Source organism: Proteus hauseri, assembly GCF_040139125.1.
Classification (GTDB): Bacteria; Pseudomonadota; Gammaproteobacteria; order Enterobacterales; family Enterobacteriaceae; genus Proteus; species Proteus hauseri_B.
This window is the reverse complement of the sequence record NZ_JBEEUB010000006.1, coordinates 1-15859: the sequence shown is the minus strand read 5'-3', so window position 1 is coordinate 15859 and position 15859 is coordinate 1. Positions and strand designations below refer to the sequence as shown.

Here is a 15859-nt window from a genome sequence, read left to right as displayed (position 1 = left end):
GGCTTATGCAATCAGTTCGACTATGAAATAGATACAAGAAATATTAAGGCTTATGCTTGGCAAGCATGGCTCTTAACCCAGCAACACCAACCTGCCCTTTTTCCTGCTTTTCTTCAGCACTTAAGACTTTCTTTTTATTAGTATCCCAATTTAAGTCATCTTGGGGTAATTCATAGAGAAAGCGACTAGGATCTGGGCGAATTAATTCACCATATTGACGTCTTTCTTTGCACAAGGTGAAAGTAAGTGTTTTCTGTGCCCGAGTTATCCCAACATAAGCAAGTCGTCTCTCCTCTTCAACATTATCTTCATCGATACTACTTTGATGAGGTAAGATCCCCTCTTCCATCCCAACTAAAAAAACATGTGGAAATTCAAGGCCTTTAGAGGCGTGCAATGTCATCAGTTGAACTTGGTCTAGCGCTTCTTCTGATTCACCACGTTCCATCATATCGCGCAGAGTAAAGCGATTAACGACCTGTGAAAGTGTCATCGGTTCATGCAGTTCATCACCCTCTAACATTTCACTCATCCATGAAAACAGTTGGTTAATATTTTTCATCCTCATTTCAGCTGCTTTGGCGCTGCTTGAGGTTTCATATAACCAACTCTCATAGTCCATTTCATGGAGTAAATCTCTCACCGCAAGTAACGGTTCTTGCTGCGATTTCTGCACAATACGAGACATCCATTGTGAAAAAGCGTGAAGTGAATTTAAGCCACGCCCCGTTAGGGTTTGACTTAAACCGAGGTCGAAACAAGCACTAAATAAACTCTTATCACGTACTCTTGCCCACTCCCCTAATTTTTGAACTGTCATTGGTCCAATTTCACGGCGTGGCTTATTCACAATGCGTAAAAAAGCGGAGTCATCATCAGGATTTGTTATCACTCGCAGATAAGCCAAAATATCTTTGATCTCTTCGCGTGAAAAGAATGAAGTTTCACCGGAAATACGGTAAGGAATGCGGTTTTGCATTAAATATTTTTCAAAAATACGCGACTGATGATTACCACGATAAAGTATTGCATAATCTTTATAATTAGTTTTATTAATAAAGTGGTGAGCAATTAATTCACCAGCAACACGTTCAGCCTCATGCTCTTCATTATTTGCTGTTAATACCCGAAGCTCGTCTCCATAACCCAATTCTGAAAAGAGTTTTTTCTCAAACACATGAGGATTATTTTCGATCAAGATATTCGCTGATTTTAAAATACGTCCTGAAGATCGATAATTTTGTTCTAACTTAATCACATTGAGTTGTGGAAAATCTTTTTGCAGTAAGATTAAGTTTTGAGGTCGAGCTCCACGCCATGAATAGATAGATTGGTCATCATCACCTACAACGGTAAAACGCGCTCTTTCACCGACTAACCACTTTACTAACTCATATTGGCTAGTATTGGTATCTTGATATTCATCCACCAGCAAATAGCGAATTCGTTGTTGCCAACGTTCTCTCACTTCTTCATTGGAGCGTAATAAAAGGGTTGGGCGACTAATTAAGTCATCAAAATCCAAGACATTACAACTGCGAAGATGTTGCTCATAGCGGCGAAAACATTCAGCAAAAGTATGTTCTTGCTGAGATCTGGCAATTCCAACAGCTTGTTCTGGTGTAAGCATGTCATTTTTCCAGTTAGAGATTTGGCTCTTTAACTGTGATAACAACTCTTTATCTTCTTCTAATAAATCTGCCGTTAATTCTTTAAGTAGTGCGGATTGGTCTTGATCATCAAATAGTGAAAAATTAGATTTAATTCCTAACGCTTTGTATTCCCGTTTAATTATCTCTAACCCAAGGGTATGAAATGTTGAGATCATTAATCCTTTAGCTTCTTGCTTACCTAATGTTTGAGCAACTCGCTCTTTCATTTCGCGAGCCGCTTTATTGGTAAAGGTCACCGCTGCAATCTGTTTTGCTGGATAGCGACATTGGCGTATCAAATGTGCAATTTTATTGGTAATAACCCGTGTTTTACCCGAACCAGCACCAGCCAAGACCAAACAAGGACCTGACACATATTCAACTGCTTTTTGCTGACCGGGATTTAATCGCATACTTTTTCCAAACTTCATCAATAAAGAACATAACGGGGGATAATTGTAGCAGAAAGCGCATAGAAAGATGGTTCGGTTTTTTGAGCCTCATTTTATCTAAGTAAAACGAAGTTTAACCTTGTTTAATAAAGTTTTACTCTGTATGATATTTGAACAAATAAGGAGGTGTATTATGAGTATAAAAAGCGAGTTAATAGCCACTAAAATTGATGCTGAACTCAAAGAGGCTTTTGTTGCAATAGCTCGAAATAAACACAGACCTGCCTCTCAAATTTTAAGAGATCTCATTCGAGTTTATGTGGAAAGTAATCAAACCCAACCAAATGAAAAAACATTAAAAACTTTTGCAAAAACAGATAAAGGTGATGATGTTTTTTATGCCAAAGATGCCAATGATTTATTCAAAAAATTGGATATCTAAATGCGAAAAGTTAGCTATTCAGGACAATTCAAAAAAGATTTAAAACTCGCAGAAAAACGTGGAAAGGATATCAATAAACTAAAAGATATTATGCTGCTATTAATACAAGGAGGACGACTACCAATTCAATTGAAAGACCATCCATTAACTGGAAATTGGAAACCTCGTCGAGATCTTCATATTGAACCTGATTGGCTACTTATTTATAAAATAGAAGATGATACAGTCCATTTTGAAAGAACTGGTTCACATTCTGATTTATTTAAATAAAAGACCGCATACCTAATTAATAGATTATGTGGTCTTTATTATTTTTAAATACACTTAGTGCTTATTTTTCTAAGCTATTTGCGAGAGAAGAAGGCGGCAAAAGAAGTTATCCCAAGGAACATACATTAGTATGTGACTTGGGTAACCGAGTGTAGCCAACGCACTTATCGCGTAAAGAGCGACGAAAAATTGGAAAATTAGTTACCAACGGCAATCTTCTTCATATCCGTCATATAACCACGTAACTTCTTACCTACAGCCTCAATAGGGTGCTGGCGAATCGCTTCGTTGATCTCACGTAACTGTGCATTATCTGTGCCGCTATCTTGAACATTCTTCGCTAAATCACCGCGTTGTAATGTTGTCATAAACTCTTTCAGCATAGGCACAACCGCGAATGAGAACAGATAGTTACCATATTCTGCCGTATCAGAGATAACGACATTCATTTCATACAGACGTTTACGAGCAATGGTATTAGCAATTAATGGCAATTCATGCAATGACTCATAATAAGCTGATTCCGCGATAATACCGGCATCAATCATAGTATCAAATGCTAACTCAACACCCGCTTTAACCATAGCAACCATCAATACACCGTGATCGAAGTACTCTTGTTCACTGATTGCACCTTGATAATCTGGGTAGTTTTCAAATGTGCTAGCACCGGTTTCTTCACGCCATGTCAGCAGGTTTTTATCATCATTAGCCCAATCTACCATCATGGTTTCAGAGAATTTACCTGAAATAATGTCATCCATATGTTTTTCAAACAGAGGTGCCATAATCTCTTTCAGTTGCTCTGACAATGCATAAGCCCGCATTTTGGCTGGGTTTGATAATCTGTCCATCATTAAGGTGATACCACCTTGTTTCAACGCTTCGGTAATAGTTTCCCAACCAAACTGGATCAGTTTTCCGGCATAACCAGGTTCGACACCATCAGCAACCATTTTGTCATAACATAACAGTGAACCAGCTTGTAACATACCGCACAGAATAGTTTGCTCACCCATTAAGTCTGATTTTACTTCAGCGACAAAAGAGGATTCTAAAACACCAGCACGATGACCACCGGTTGCGGCTGCCCATGCTTTGGCAATCGCCATGCCTTCACCTTTTGCATCATTTTCAGGGTGAACGGCAATCAGCGTTGGAACACCAAAACCACGTTTATACTCTTCACGTACTTCCGTTCCTGGGCATTTTGGCGCCACCATAACAACAGTGATGTCATCACGAATTTTTTCGCCAACTTCAACGATATTAAAACCATGTGAATAACCTAATGCAGCACCTGATTTCATCAGAGGTTGAACCGCTTGAACAACGGCGGTGTGCTGTTTGTCTGGCGTTAAGTTAACAACTAAATCTGCTTGTGGGATCAACGCTTCATAAGTCCCAACTTCAAAACCGTTTTCAGTCGCACGACGCCATGATGCACGTTTCTCATCTATCGCTTCTTGACGTAATGCATAGGCGATATTCAAACCTGAATCACGCATGTTTAAGCCTTGGTTCAAACCTTGCGCACCACAACCGACGATAACGACTTTTTTGCCTTTCAGGTAATTTGCTTCATCAGCAAATTCTTCACGCGACATAAAGCGACATTTACCCAATTGTGACAACTGCTGACGCAGATTTAATGTATTAAAATAGTTTGTCATGAGTGACTCCAAAATCGTTGTGTATGTGTTTGCTATTTTTATCCTCACTTTCTGTGAGGTGTTGCATGACTTCACTATAGGGGATGAAAGCCATTGCTTAAATTGATATATTTACAAGATGGTGTTGCAAAATATGCAACGTACTCTTTTTCATTAAAATCGGTGGCTGGCCATGGATATTCGTGATCTCAAGCTCTTCCTACACTTAGCTGAAAGCTGTCATTTCACTAAGACCGCGCAAGCGATGCATGTCAGCCCGTCAACGCTTTCAAGACAGATCCAGCGCCTAGAAGAGAGCCTTGGGCACCCTCTTTTTCTACGTGACAATCGACAAGTCACACTCACCGATGCTGGCGAGCAACTTAGGCGATATGCTCAACAAACCTTGTTGCAATATAAGCAACTTAAGCACATGCTAAATCAAAATAGCCCTACGCTTTCAGGTGAACTACGCTTATTTTGTTCTGTCACTGCAGCTTATAGCCATTTACCCTCGATTCTTGACCGTTTCCGTGCTGAAAATCCACTCGTTGAGATAAAACTGACAACTGGCGATGCTGCGGATGCGGTTGATAAAGTACAATCTGACGAAGCAGATCTTGGCATTGCGGGCAAACCAGAAAAACTTCCCGAAAATATCTGCTTTGAAAAAATAGGCGAGATCCCACTTGTACTTATTGCTCCCGCATTACCTTGCAATGTTCGCCATCTCGCTACACAAGAAAATCCAGATTGGCTAAATATTCCTTTTATCATTCCAGAACATGGCCCTTCTCGACAACGAATTGCACTATGGTTTAAACGTCACCGGATCCATAACCCTTCAATTTATGCGACAGTTTCAGGGCATGAAGCTATCGTTTCAATGGTTGCGTTAGGTTGTGGCATTGCACTTATTCCACAAGTTGTGGTTGATAATTGCCCTGAGCCTGTGCGTAATCGTATCTCTTTACTGGATAACATTTCGCTAGTAGAGCCGTTTGAATTAGGCGTTTGTGGATTGAACAAACGCCTACAAGAACCAGTGATTAATGCCTTTTGGCAATTACTCCACGGCTAACGGTGTCGTTTGAGGAGATAGGAATAACTGAAAAGAGGGATTTCCTGTCTCATCATGATATTCATAACCTAATGCATCTAAGTGTCGCTCAAAACGCCCTTCTGTTTCAGGTAATTCAAACGCCACCAGCACTCGTCCATAATCGGTACCATGACTGCGATAATGAAACAGCGTAATATTCCAGTAAGTGCCTAATGTTTTTAAAAACTTCATTAATGCACCCGGTGATTCTGGAAATTCAAAACTAAAAAGACGTTCTTTTAGCGGTTTATTAGGACGACCACCCACCATATAACGCACATGCAATTTAGCCATCTCATCATCGGAGAGATCGGCAACCTGATAACCAGAAGCGGTTAATTCACGTAAAATATCTTTACGCTCTTGTAGCCCCTGACTTAAACGTACACCAACAAAAATACATGCATTATCGGCATCAGCATCGCTATAACGATAGTTAAACTCCGTCACAACACGCTGACCTAAGATTTGGCAAAAACGTAAGAAGCTGCCTTTCTGTTCAGGAATAGTAACGGCAAACAGCGCTTCACGCTTTTCACCTAATTCACAGCGTTCTGATACATAACGTAAGCCATGAAAATTCACATTAGCACCAGAAAGTACATGCGCTAAACGTTCACCTTTAATTTGGTGCTCTTCAACGTATTTTTTCAGCCCAGCCAACGCTAAAGCCCCTGAAGGTTCTGCAATGGCTCGTACATCTTCAAATAAATCTTTCACTGCGGCACAAATTGCATCGCTATCAACAGTGATAACATCATCCACATATTTTTGGCATAAACGAAAAGTTTCATCACCAATACGCTTAACCGCTACACCTTCTGCAAATAGACCAACTTTAGCTAACTCAACTGGATGACCTGCTGCTAATGCTGCTTTTAAACAGGCGGCTTCTTCTGCTTCGACACCAATTATTTTGATTTCAGGCATCAGTTGCTTAATCAGTACAGCGACACCTGCAATTAATCCTCCCCCACCTACAGGGACAAAAATTCGGTCTAAATGCACATCTTGTTGTAAAAGCTCCATAGCTAATGTCGCTTGCCCTGCAATCACTGCGGGGTGATCAAACGGAGGTACAAAGGTGTAGCCCATCTCTTGCGATAGTGCGATAGCTTTGGCTTTAGCTTCATCAAAATTAGCACCATAAAGCAGTGCTTCACCACCAAACTGGCGTACAGCATCAACTTTAATATCTGCCGTTGCCACAGGCATAACAATCAACGCTTTTACACCCATTTTATTAGCTGATAACGCGACACCTTGTGCATGATTACCCGCAGAGGCAGTTACAACACCTTTGGCTTTTTGTTCTGGTGTTAAACCAGCAATCATGGCGTAAGCACCGCGTAATTTAAAACTATGCACTGGTTGCCTATCTTCACGCTTAACTAAAATGGTATTTTCTAAGCGCTCAGAAATTTTGATCATCTCTTGCAATGGAGTGACAACCGCGACTTCATAAACAGGCGCACTTAACGCCGCTTTTAAATACTCAGCGCTACTTGGCGCTGAGTTCAGAGGTCTAAAGGCAGCCATTTCTTAGCCTCCAAGTTTTGATTTATCACGTACCGCACCTTTATCTGCACTTGTTGCCAAAGAGGCATAAGCGCGTAACGCAAAGGAGACTTGGCGTTCTCTATTTTTTGGTGTCCATGCTTTATCGCCACGCGCATTTTGTGCATCACGACGATCGGCCAAGGTTTTATCATCGACTTTTAGGGTAATCTCACGAGTAGGAATATTGATAGCAATCATATCGCCATCTTCAACTAATCCAATGACACCACCACTAGCCGCTTCCGGTGAGACATGCCCAATAGATAAACCTGAAGTACCACCAGAAAAACGACCATCGGTTATCAGTGCACAAGCTTTACCTAATCCCATGGATTTTAAATAAGAAGTTGGGTACAACATCTCTTGCATACCCGGTCCACCTTTAGGTCCTTCATAACGGATAACCACAACATCACCAGCAACAACCTTGCTACTTAATATGGCTTCAACGGCATCATCTTGACTCTCAAAAACTTTAGCAAGACCATTAAAAACCAGATTATCTTCATCAACACCAGCTGTTTTAACGATACAACCATCTTGCGCTAAATTACCGGAAAGCACTGCAAGTCCACCATCTTGACTATAAGCGTGCTCTTTACTACGAATACAACCATTTTCACGATCAGTATCTAGCGTTGGCCAACGACAATTTTGTGAGAACGCTTTAGTGGTACGAATACCCGCAGGTCCCGCTTGGAACATCGACTTAACTTGCTCATCTTGCGTTAACATTACGTCATATTGATCAAGCGTTTCTGGCAATGTTAATCCTAAGATATTATTAACATTACGATTAAGTAAGTTTGCTCTGTCTAATTCGCCTAAAATCCCCATTACGCCACCAGCACGGTGAACATCTTCCATATGATATTTTTGTGTACTGGGTGCCACTTTACATAAGTGTGGAATTTGGCGAGAAAGCCTATCGATATCTTCCATCGTAAAATCGACATCACCTTCTTGCGCAGCAGCCAATAAATGCAATACGGTATTAGTAGAGCCGCCCATCGCAATATCTAAGATCATCGCATTTTCAAAGGCTTCTTTTTTCGCGATATTACGCGGCAAAGCGGACTCATCATCCTGCTCATAATAACGCTTAGTTAATTCAACAATACGTTTACCTGCGTTGATAAACAGTGTTTCACGATCAGCATGTGTTGCTAATAATGAACCATTTCCCGGTTGAGATAATCCCAGAGCTTCGGTTAGACAGTTCATCGAGTTTGCAGTAAACATCCCTGAGCATGAGCCACACGTTGGGCAAGCTGAACGCTCAATTTGCTCACTATCAGCGTCACTGACATTTGGGTTTGCACCTTGGATCATGGCATCAACTAAATCAAGTTTGATGATTTGGTCTGAAAGCTTGGTTTTACCCGCTTCCATTGGTCCACCTGAAACAAAAATAACGGGAATATTTAAGCGTAACGATGCCATCAACATTCCTGGGGTGATTTTATCGCAGTTAGAGATACACACCATGGCATCAGCACAGTGTGCATTAACCATATATTCCACGGAGTCAGCAATCAGTTCACGAGATGGCAAAGAATAAAGCATTCCGCCATGCCCCATCGCAATCCCATCATCTACAGCAATGGTATTAAACTCTTTAGCAACACCACCTGCAGCGTCAATTTGTTCTGCAACCAGTTTTCCTAAATCCCGTAGATGCACATGACCCGGTACAAATTGAGTAAATGAGTTCACAACAGCGATAATGGGTTTGCCAAAATCAGCATCTGTCATTCCTGTTGCACGCCATAAAGCACGTGCTCCAGCCATATTGCGACCATGAGTCGTTGTCGCTGAACGGTATTTAGGCATTTTTAACACTCCTGCGATGATGAAAGCGAATAGCGAACGAACTACCCGCTAAACAAATTTATTTAATTTATGATTATTGATTAACAGGATCTAACCAGCCGTATTTATCTTCCGTTTCGCCTGTAAATAGACCGAAGAAGGCTTTTTGAATAGCTTTAGTAACAGGTCCACAACGACCAATACCCACTTGAATACCATCAACACTACGTACTGGCGTAATTTCAGCCGCAGTACCAGACATAAAGACTTCATCAGCAAGATAAAGTGATTCACGAGAAAGCACCTGTTCGCGAATTTCATAACCTAAATCTTTTGCTAGCTTGATAATGGCATCTCGGGTGATCCCTGGCAGCGCAGACGATGTAAATGGTGGTGTGAAAATAATCCCATCTTTTACTTCAAACAGGTTTTCACCCGCACCCTCTGAAAGATAACCATGTACATCCAAGGCAATACCTTCTTGATAGCCATGGCGACGTGCTTCACTACCTACTAATAATGAAGAGAGATAGTTACCACCCGCTTTAGCCGCTGTTGGAATAGTATTTGGAGCCGCACGATGCCAAGATGAAACCATTGCATCAATCCCTTTATCTAGCGCTTCTTCACCTAAATAAGCGCCCCATGGGAATGCAGCAATAATAATATCTGTTTTATAACCAGCAGGTGGATTAACACCCATACCAACATCACCAATAAAGACTAGTGGGCGAATATAAGCGCTGACTAAATTATTTTTACGTAATGTTTCACGGCAGGCTTCCATTAATTCATCGACACTTTGTGCAACAGGCATACGATAAATTTTAGCTGAATCATGTAAACGCTGCATGTGCTCACGATGACGAAAAACAACGGGTCCTTTATGTGAGTTATAGCAACGAACGCCCTCAAAAACTGAAGTTCCATAATGCAATGCATGAGACATTACATGAACTTTGGCATCAGCCCATGGAACCATTTCACCGTTAAACCAAATATAATCAGCTTGCTTTGTCATTTTCTATCCTTACATAGCACTAAGTGCGCTCATGAATTGTAATTTTTCTTTTTGTTGATGTTGTTGTAAGACCTGAATTCCCGCAACATCAGCTAACTTAGTTAACTGGCTGCATAGAAGGTCTAAAGGTCGTTGACTACTCACAGTCAGAGCAAGATTGATATTATTACTCTCCGTGATATTCATATTCATTGAGCATATATGAAAACCACGATGGCGGATAACTCTCAGAATACGTTCTAAGATCTCTGGACAAAAACGGGCTTCAATTGTGATATTGTGTTGGTTCATTTTGATTTCTCCATCATCTCATCATTACTTGCGCCCGGCGGAACTAAAGGCCAGACATTCTCTGCATCATCGATAGATACCTGTAATAAATAAGCACCATCACTCTCTAATAAGTTTTTAATTGCGTCAGCAACCTGTGATTTTTCTGTAATGCGCTGTCCCGGAATATCAAATGCTTTTGCTAAAGCAACGAAATCAGGGTTGTCGGTTAAAATAGTTTCACTATAACGCTGTTCAAAAAACAGCTCTTGCCATTGGCGAACCATACCAAGACGTTGGTTATCTAATAACACTAACTTGATAGGCAACTGCTTACGTTTTATTGTGCCCAACTCCTGCACATTCATCATAAAAGAGCCATCCCCTGAGACACAGATTACACAAGCATCAGGTCTTGCGATTTGAGCACCTACCGCGGCAGGAATACCAAATCCCATCGTGCCAAGCCCGCTAGACGTAATAAAATTTTCAGGTGCATCAAAGGTCATATGTTGCGCTGACCACATTTGGTGTTGACCTACATCCGTTGTCACAATCGTATTTTCAGGTTTTGCATCTGAAAGCTGCTTTAATAACAATGGCGCATAGATTGCACGACCAGGATGGTCATAACGCCAAGCATGTTCTGCTTTTAAGTGCTGAACTTCTTCTCTCCAAGGTGTGATATCTAATACCTGAGATAAAACTGGCAATAAAACGTTGGCATCGCCTAACAAGGCAACATGCGCTTGTTTAAGTTTATTCAGCTCAGCATGATCAATATCGATATGAATAACCTTGGCATTGGATGCAAAAGTATTTAATCGACCAGTCACACGATCATCGAAACGAGCACCAACCGCGATCAATAAATCACTGCGTTGAACGGCATAGTTAGCGGCTTTTGTACCATGCATACCTAACATGCCTAAGTAATTTGCATCGAACGCATCAGCACAACCTAAGCCTTTCAGCGTCGAAACAACCGGGATCTGAGTTTGTGCAACAAATTTTCTTAATGTGTCAACGGCACCGCCCATTGCAACACCACCCCCTACATACAGAATAGGTTTTTGTGCTTGAGCCAACATGTGTAAAGCTTGAGCTAACTCTTGTGTGGGATAAGGAAACTCTTGTTCTTCGGGCAATTGATAACTTGATAAATGTGAGGCATCAGCCAACTGCACATCTTTAGGAATATCAATTAAAACGGGTCCAGGTCTTCCCTGCGATGCAATAGAGAAAGCTTCTGATAAAACTCTTGGTAATTCATCAACGGTAGATACTAAAAAACTATGTTTTGTACACGCCAATGACAGTCCTAACACATCGATTTCTTGAAATGCATCAGTACCAATTAAATCTGAAGTTACTTGACCTGTAATAGCAATAACAGGAACAGAGTCTAACAATGCATCTGCAAGTCCAGTAATAACATTGGTAGCACCAGGCCCTGAGGTTGCAATGCAAACGCCAGTTGTGCCAGTAGAACGGGCAAAACCGATAGCAGCAATGGCAGCACCTTGTTCATGGCGACATAAGACATGTTCAACACCACCATCATAGAGTGCGTCATAAACAGGCATTATTGCACCACCGGGGTAACCAAACACGGTTTCAACCTGATGCATTCGTAATGCCTGTACTAACCACTGTGCTCCATTCATTTTCTCACCCGTCTGTTTAACTTATTGTTTAATATTGATTAATTTTATTTTTGATTAATTTCTCAAACTTAGGCTCAAAAAAAACCCCCGCGCCTTTCGGTGCGGGGGTTTTAAGCGATCCGGCTAATTACTTAGCCATTCTTCGTCCTAGTGCAGCCCCGCACGGTGGGATAATAATCACCACCACGCTGACAATAATTAGGCTAATCACTAGGACGATAGTATTCATAGTTTTATGACTTCTTTTCTTATTTAAAATGTATGTTTTTAATGTTGTGTTGTGTTTTATTTCACTCTGTTCTTTTAGAGTTACCATGATATTTTAATATTGACAATGTTTATTTTTAAAATAAGTATAACATTATGAAATTTATAGTTATTTTTATTTAACCAAACCGAAAAAGAATAATAAACCAACAAATAAATAGTTCATAGCATTATATACTGGATAATAACGATTTATTTAACTTTTTTAACTACAGCTACCCCTTATTTATTTTTACAGATAAAAAACCGATATAAATAATTAAAACTCCATTAATAAAATTAAAAATACTTTACTTTTATTCATATTTTTCAAATAATTACAATATTTACGAGTTAACTCTCATTTATTTAAATAGTCATTTAACAAAAAGATAAAAATAAATTAAAAAGAATAAAAATAAGGGAGAATAATAAATGGCATTAGCAGTCATATATACACGAGCTTCATTAGGAATATCTGCGCCACTTGTTACTATAGAGGCTCATATTAGCCAAGGATTACCCGGATTAGCTTTAGTGGGTTTACCTGAAACGGTAGTAAAAGAAGCCAAAGATAGAGTTAGAAGCGCATTAATTAATAGTGGATATATCTACCCAGCAAAAAGAATAACAATTAATCTTTCACCCGCTGATTTGCCAAAAGAAGGAGCACGTTATGATTTACCCATTGCTCTCGCGATTTTAATCGCATCAGAACAGTTAAAGTCTGACAAATTAAGTAGTTATGAATTTATTGGTGAGCTAGCACTATCAGGTAAACTACAAAGAGTTAATGCCATAATCCCCTCTATTATTAGTGCATCTCAAGATGGTCGTACCTGTATTGTTTCAATAGAACATGGCTCAGAAGTTTCATTATTACCGAATAAATCTGTTTTATTAGCATCTCATATTTTAGAAATTTGCCATTATTTAGAAAATAACACACCATTAGCTGAAGCTCAGCAACTTAATATTAATAGCGCAATTGAAAACCAAGATAATAGAGATATTAGTGATATTATTGGTCAAAACAATGCAAAAAGGGCAGCAGAAATTACAGCAGCAGGAAATCACAACATTTTATTTCTTGGTCCACCAGGAACAGGAAAGACAATGTTGGCTCAGAGGATCAGCACATTATTACCCCCACTAACCGCGCAAGAAGCGCTTGATGTTTTAATCATTAGTAGCTTAAGAGGCGTTGTGTTTACAGAAGGGAAATGGCCTACGAGACCGTTTAGATCACCTCATCACACAGCTTCAGCAGTCGCTTTAACGGGAGGCGGCTCAATTCCTAAACCTGGAGAAATAACACTAGCACATCACGGTATCTTATTTTTAGATGAATTACCTGAATTTGAGCGTCGAGTGTTAGATGCATTACGTGAGCCTTTAGATGCGAGAAGAATTGTTATTTCACGAGCAAAAGCAAAAATAAGTTACCCAGCGAGTGTATTGCTTATTGGTGCTCTAAATCCAAGCCCAACAGGGCATTATCAAGGCACTCATAATCGAACCCCCGTAAAACAAGTATTACGCTATTTAAGTCGAATATCAGGTCCCTTTTTAGATAGATTTGATCTTTCGGTAGAAATGCCGTTATTACCTCAAGGTGCACTTATCAATCCCACACACTCTAATGAAAGCAGTGAAGAGATAAGAATAAGAGTATTAAAGGCAAGAGAGAGGCAATTAAAGCGGTGTGGGAAAATTAATACTTACCTTACGGGAAAAGAGATTGAGCAGTATTGTGCGCTAAATACAGCAGATGCAACTTTTTTAGAGGATACACTAAATAAACTGGGATTATCTATACGCGCGTGGCATAAGATCCTTAGAGTATCGAGAACAATTGCCGATTTGCAAAATGAAGAAAATATACAACGAAATCATTTAATTGAAGCGCTGAGTTTTCGCGCAATGGATAGATTAATGATACATCTTCAAAAACAGCTTGATGGATAAATAAAAAGGAGCGAAAAACGCTCCTTTTCACTAAAACTAATGATATTAATCATCAGAGTCGGTATAGTCGTCAGACGGATCGAGCTGTGGCTTTCCACCCGACAATGTATGAAAACGTTTTGGACGTCTTATACGGCTTGTATATTTTTTCCAAATTTTTTCTTCAATAGTTGCTGCTTCTCGTTCGCCACGACACATGGCAACAAATAATTTTTCCGTTTCGGTTGTAGGCTCTCGTTTGCCTAAATCAAGCTCGTTAAATGCTTGACCATGACGTTCCAATATCTGAGCTTCCTTGATAGTGAAATCGCCATGACGAGAAAAACCACGCGGATAATGTTTATTGTCAAAAAAACGATTAGTCGTGATAAAACTTTCTGCCATCTGACACACTCCTAATTCTCTATCGTCATACTTATGGCGCGGAGTATTAGGTAGTCATGCGGTTCTGTAAAACAAAATATTTAAATCGTAACGACAAATTTTTTTGGAGATAGATGTGGATACCGAATTACTGAAAACCTTTTTGGAAGTCAGTAAGACAAGACACTTTGGCCGAGCCGCTGAATCTCTTTATTTAACGCAGTCTGCGGTCAGTTTTAGAATACGACAATTAGAGACACAATTAGGAACGAACTTATTCACTCGTCATCGCAATAATATTCGTTTAACTGTGGCGGGTGAAAGGCTCATACCTTATGCTGAATCGTTGATGAATACTTGGTTGCTGGCTAAAAAAGAGATTAGCCATGCATCTCAACATTCTGAGCTTTCAATTGGCGCTACGGCATCGCTCTGGGAGGCTTATTTAACCTCTTGGTTACAGGAATCTTATCTAGATAAAAAAGAGCTCAGAATCGAATCTAGAGCCTCTACAAGACAATCTCTTGTAAAACAACTTCATGCCAGAGAGCTTGATCTACTTTTTACAACAGAAGCACCTAAAATGGATGAGTTGGAAAGTAAGATTATTGGTAATATTGCTTTTCAATTGATGAGAATATCGTCAGAAGAAACAGACAGCCCATCCCAATTTATCAAAATAGAATGGAGTGCTGATTTTTATCCCTTATTGCAAAGCGATATAGATAAGAAAGTTGATCCTATTTTAACGACTAACTCAGCTGTCATTGCCTACCAGTTGATGAAAACAACACATGCGGTTGCTTTTTTACCTACACATTGGCTTGAGCTCTATTCTGATTTATCTGCGGTCTCTGCTGATATTATTCAAAAGCCCCTCTTTGCTGTCTGGTTAAATACCAGCGATCAGCAAGCTTTAATACAGCAATTGCTGAAACAACCCGTTGCTCATCAATAATAGTAAGCCTCAATTAGTTGTACATAAATACAACTAATTGAGGCTTATATTCATTGTCAGATTTCAATGAAGAGAGACATAAAGATATGCCAAATTTTAAACAACAAAAAGCCCAGTTAATTAACTGGGCTATAAATAAAGTATAAATTTGTTATTACTTAGTTGGTAACTGGCAGGGGCGGAGAGACTCGAACTCCCAACACCCGGTTTTGGAGACCGGTGCTCTACCAATTGAACTACGCCCCTAAATAGTTGGCGGAACGGACGGGACTCGAACCCGCGACCCCCTGCGTGACAGGCAGGTATTCTAACCAACTGAACTACCGCTCCGCGTATTCTTTTTGCTTTAATGTCTTATGTAACATTAAGGCGATATTTAATGCCTGGCAGTTCCCTACTCTCACATGGGGAGACCCCACACTACCATCGGCGCTACAACGTTTCACTTCTGAGTTCGGCATGGGATCAGGTGGGACCGCTGCGC

14 protein-coding genes, 2 tRNA genes and 1 rRNA gene are annotated in these 15859 nt (G+C 40.1%); 5 read left to right on the top strand and 12 right to left on the bottom strand.

Annotated elements, in window-relative coordinates:
* Window positions 1–43: 43 nt before the first annotated feature.
* Window positions 44–2065 carry a DNA helicase Rep gene (gene rep, locus ABN099_RS11030; protein WP_349463829.1) on the bottom strand — a complete coding sequence of 674 codons (2022 nt, stop codon included), beginning with the start codon at window positions 2063–2065 and terminating at the stop codon, window positions 44–46.
* A 172-nt stretch (window positions 2066–2237) separates the two neighbouring features.
* Between rep and ABN099_RS11025 the strand changes: the two genes are divergently transcribed.
* Window positions 2238–2486 carry a hypothetical protein gene (locus ABN099_RS11025; protein WP_349463827.1) on the top strand — a complete coding sequence of 83 codons (249 nt, stop codon included), beginning with the start codon at window positions 2238–2240 and terminating at the stop codon, window positions 2484–2486.
* A complete protein-coding gene (locus ABN099_RS11020) occupies window positions 2487–2756 on the top strand; it encodes a type II toxin-antitoxin system YafQ family toxin (RefSeq protein WP_349463825.1) in 270 nt (89 codons plus the stop codon).
* Between the two features lie 197 nt (window positions 2757–2953).
* Here the strand turns inward: ABN099_RS11020 and ilvC are convergent, their stop codons facing one another.
* The gene (ilvC, locus tag ABN099_RS11015) at window positions 2954–4429 is read right to left on the bottom strand and encodes a ketol-acid reductoisomerase (RefSeq protein WP_349463824.1); all 1476 of its coding nucleotides are present in this window, start codon (window positions 4427–4429) and stop codon (window positions 2954–2956) included.
* Window positions 4430–4601: 172 nt separating this feature from the next.
* Here ilvC and ilvY point away from each other — a divergent pair, with 172 nt between their 5' ends.
* Window positions 4602–5489, top strand: a complete 888-nt coding sequence (ilvY, locus tag ABN099_RS11010) for an HTH-type transcriptional activator IlvY (protein ID WP_349463823.1) — start codon at window positions 4602–4604, stop codon at window positions 5487–5489.
* On the opposite strand, the gene ilvA is transcribed toward ilvY, so the two are convergent.
* The 6 genes from ilvA to ilvL form a co-directional block, all read right to left on the bottom strand.
* Entirely contained in the window at window positions 5475–7049 is a 1575-nt protein-coding gene (ilvA, locus tag ABN099_RS11005; RefSeq protein ID WP_349463822.1) for a threonine ammonia-lyase, biosynthetic, read from the bottom strand. The genes ilvY and ilvA overlap by 15 nt on opposite strands.
* Window positions 7050–7052: 3 nt before the next feature.
* Window positions 7053–8903 (bottom strand): dihydroxy-acid dehydratase, encoded by a 1851-nt coding sequence (ilvD, locus tag ABN099_RS11000; RefSeq protein ID WP_349463820.1) that lies wholly within the window; start codon window positions 8901–8903, stop codon window positions 7053–7055.
* A 73-nt stretch (window positions 8904–8976) separates the two neighbouring features.
* Window positions 8977–9903, bottom strand: coding sequence for a branched-chain-amino-acid transaminase (gene ilvE / locus ABN099_RS10995; protein WP_349463819.1), 927 nt, complete (start codon window positions 9901–9903; stop codon window positions 8977–8979).
* 9 nt (window positions 9904–9912) lie between these two features.
* The gene (gene ilvM, locus ABN099_RS10990; protein WP_349463818.1) at window positions 9913–10194 is read right to left on the bottom strand and encodes an acetolactate synthase 2 small subunit; all 282 of its coding nucleotides are present in this window, start codon (window positions 10192–10194) and stop codon (window positions 9913–9915) included.
* A complete protein-coding gene (ilvG, locus tag ABN099_RS10985) occupies window positions 10191–11840 on the bottom strand; it encodes an acetolactate synthase 2 catalytic subunit (RefSeq protein ID WP_349463817.1) in 1650 nt (549 codons plus the stop codon). The genes ilvM and ilvG overlap by 4 nt, the downstream gene beginning before the upstream one ends.
* Before the next feature lie 127 nt (window positions 11841–11967).
* A complete protein-coding gene (gene ilvL, locus ABN099_RS10980) occupies window positions 11968–12069 on the bottom strand; it encodes an ilv operon leader peptide (protein ID WP_349463816.1) in 102 nt (33 codons plus the stop codon).
* Window positions 12070–12521: 452 nt separating this feature from the next.
* Here ilvL and ABN099_RS10975 point away from each other — a divergent pair, with 452 nt between their 5' ends.
* The gene (locus ABN099_RS10975) at window positions 12522–14054 is read left to right on the top strand and encodes a YifB family Mg chelatase-like AAA ATPase (protein WP_349463815.1); all 1533 of its coding nucleotides are present in this window, start codon (window positions 12522–12524) and stop codon (window positions 14052–14054) included.
* A 45-nt stretch (window positions 14055–14099) separates the two neighbouring features.
* Here the strand turns inward: ABN099_RS10975 and ABN099_RS10970 are convergent, their stop codons facing one another.
* Window positions 14100–14438 (bottom strand): DUF413 domain-containing protein, encoded by a 339-nt coding sequence (locus ABN099_RS10970; protein WP_349463814.1) that lies wholly within the window; start codon window positions 14436–14438, stop codon window positions 14100–14102.
* A gap of 115 nt (window positions 14439–14553) precedes the next feature.
* Here ABN099_RS10970 and hdfR point away from each other — a divergent pair, with 115 nt between their 5' ends.
* The gene (gene hdfR, locus ABN099_RS10965; protein WP_349463813.1) at window positions 14554–15375 is read left to right on the top strand and encodes an HTH-type transcriptional regulator HdfR; all 822 of its coding nucleotides are present in this window, start codon (window positions 14554–14556) and stop codon (window positions 15373–15375) included.
* A 170-nt stretch (window positions 15376–15545) separates the two neighbouring features.
* On the opposite strand, the gene ABN099_RS10960 is transcribed toward hdfR, so the two are convergent.
* The 3 genes from ABN099_RS10960 to rrf form a co-directional block, all read right to left on the bottom strand.
* Window positions 15546–15621, bottom strand: a tRNA-Trp gene (locus tag ABN099_RS10960).
* A 7-nt stretch (window positions 15622–15628) separates the two neighbouring features.
* Window positions 15629–15705: transfer RNA gene (locus ABN099_RS10955), tRNA-Asp, on the bottom strand.
* Window positions 15706–15756: 51 nt separating this feature from the next.
* Window positions 15757–15859: ribosomal RNA gene (gene rrf, locus ABN099_RS10950) — 5S ribosomal RNA — on the bottom strand; the annotation flags it as partial.

Excerpts from the sequence above, each read along its gene's own strand:
- ilvG (WP_349463817.1), bottom strand. The coding sequence starts at position 11,840 with ATGAATGGAGCACAGTGGTTAGTACAGGCATTACGAATGCATCAGGTT.
- ilvC (WP_349463824.1), bottom strand. The coding sequence starts at position 4,429 with ATGACAAACTATTTTAATACATTAAATCTGCGTCAGCAGTTGTCACAA.
- ABN099_RS11020 (WP_349463825.1), top strand. The coding sequence starts at position 2,487 with ATGCGAAAAGTTAGCTATTCAGGACAATTCAAAAAAGATTTAAAACTC.
- ilvE (WP_349463819.1), bottom strand. The coding sequence starts at position 9,903 with ATGACAAAGCAAGCTGATTATATTTGGTTTAACGGTGAAATGGTTCCA.
- ABN099_RS10970 (WP_349463814.1), bottom strand. The coding sequence starts at position 14,438 with ATGGCAGAAAGTTTTATCACGACTAATCGTTTTTTTGACAATAAACAT.
- ABN099_RS11025 (WP_349463827.1), top strand. The coding sequence starts at position 2,238 with ATGAGTATAAAAAGCGAGTTAATAGCCACTAAAATTGATGCTGAACTC.
- rep (WP_349463829.1), bottom strand. The coding sequence starts at position 2,065 with ATGCGATTAAATCCCGGTCAGCAAAAAGCAGTTGAATATGTGTCAGGT.
- ilvL (WP_349463816.1), bottom strand. The coding sequence starts at position 12,069 with ATGAATACTATCGTCCTAGTGATTAGCCTAATTATTGTCAGCGTGGTG.
- ilvY (WP_349463823.1), top strand. The coding sequence starts at position 4,602 with ATGGATATTCGTGATCTCAAGCTCTTCCTACACTTAGCTGAAAGCTGT.
- ilvA (WP_349463822.1), bottom strand. The coding sequence starts at position 7,049 with ATGGCTGCCTTTAGACCTCTGAACTCAGCGCCAAGTAGCGCTGAGTAT.
- ilvM (WP_349463818.1), bottom strand. The coding sequence starts at position 10,194 with ATGAACCAACACAATATCACAATTGAAGCCCGTTTTTGTCCAGAGATC.
- ABN099_RS10975 (WP_349463815.1), top strand. The coding sequence starts at position 12,522 with ATGGCATTAGCAGTCATATATACACGAGCTTCATTAGGAATATCTGCG.
- ilvD (WP_349463820.1), bottom strand. The coding sequence starts at position 8,903 with ATGCCTAAATACCGTTCAGCGACAACGACTCATGGTCGCAATATGGCT.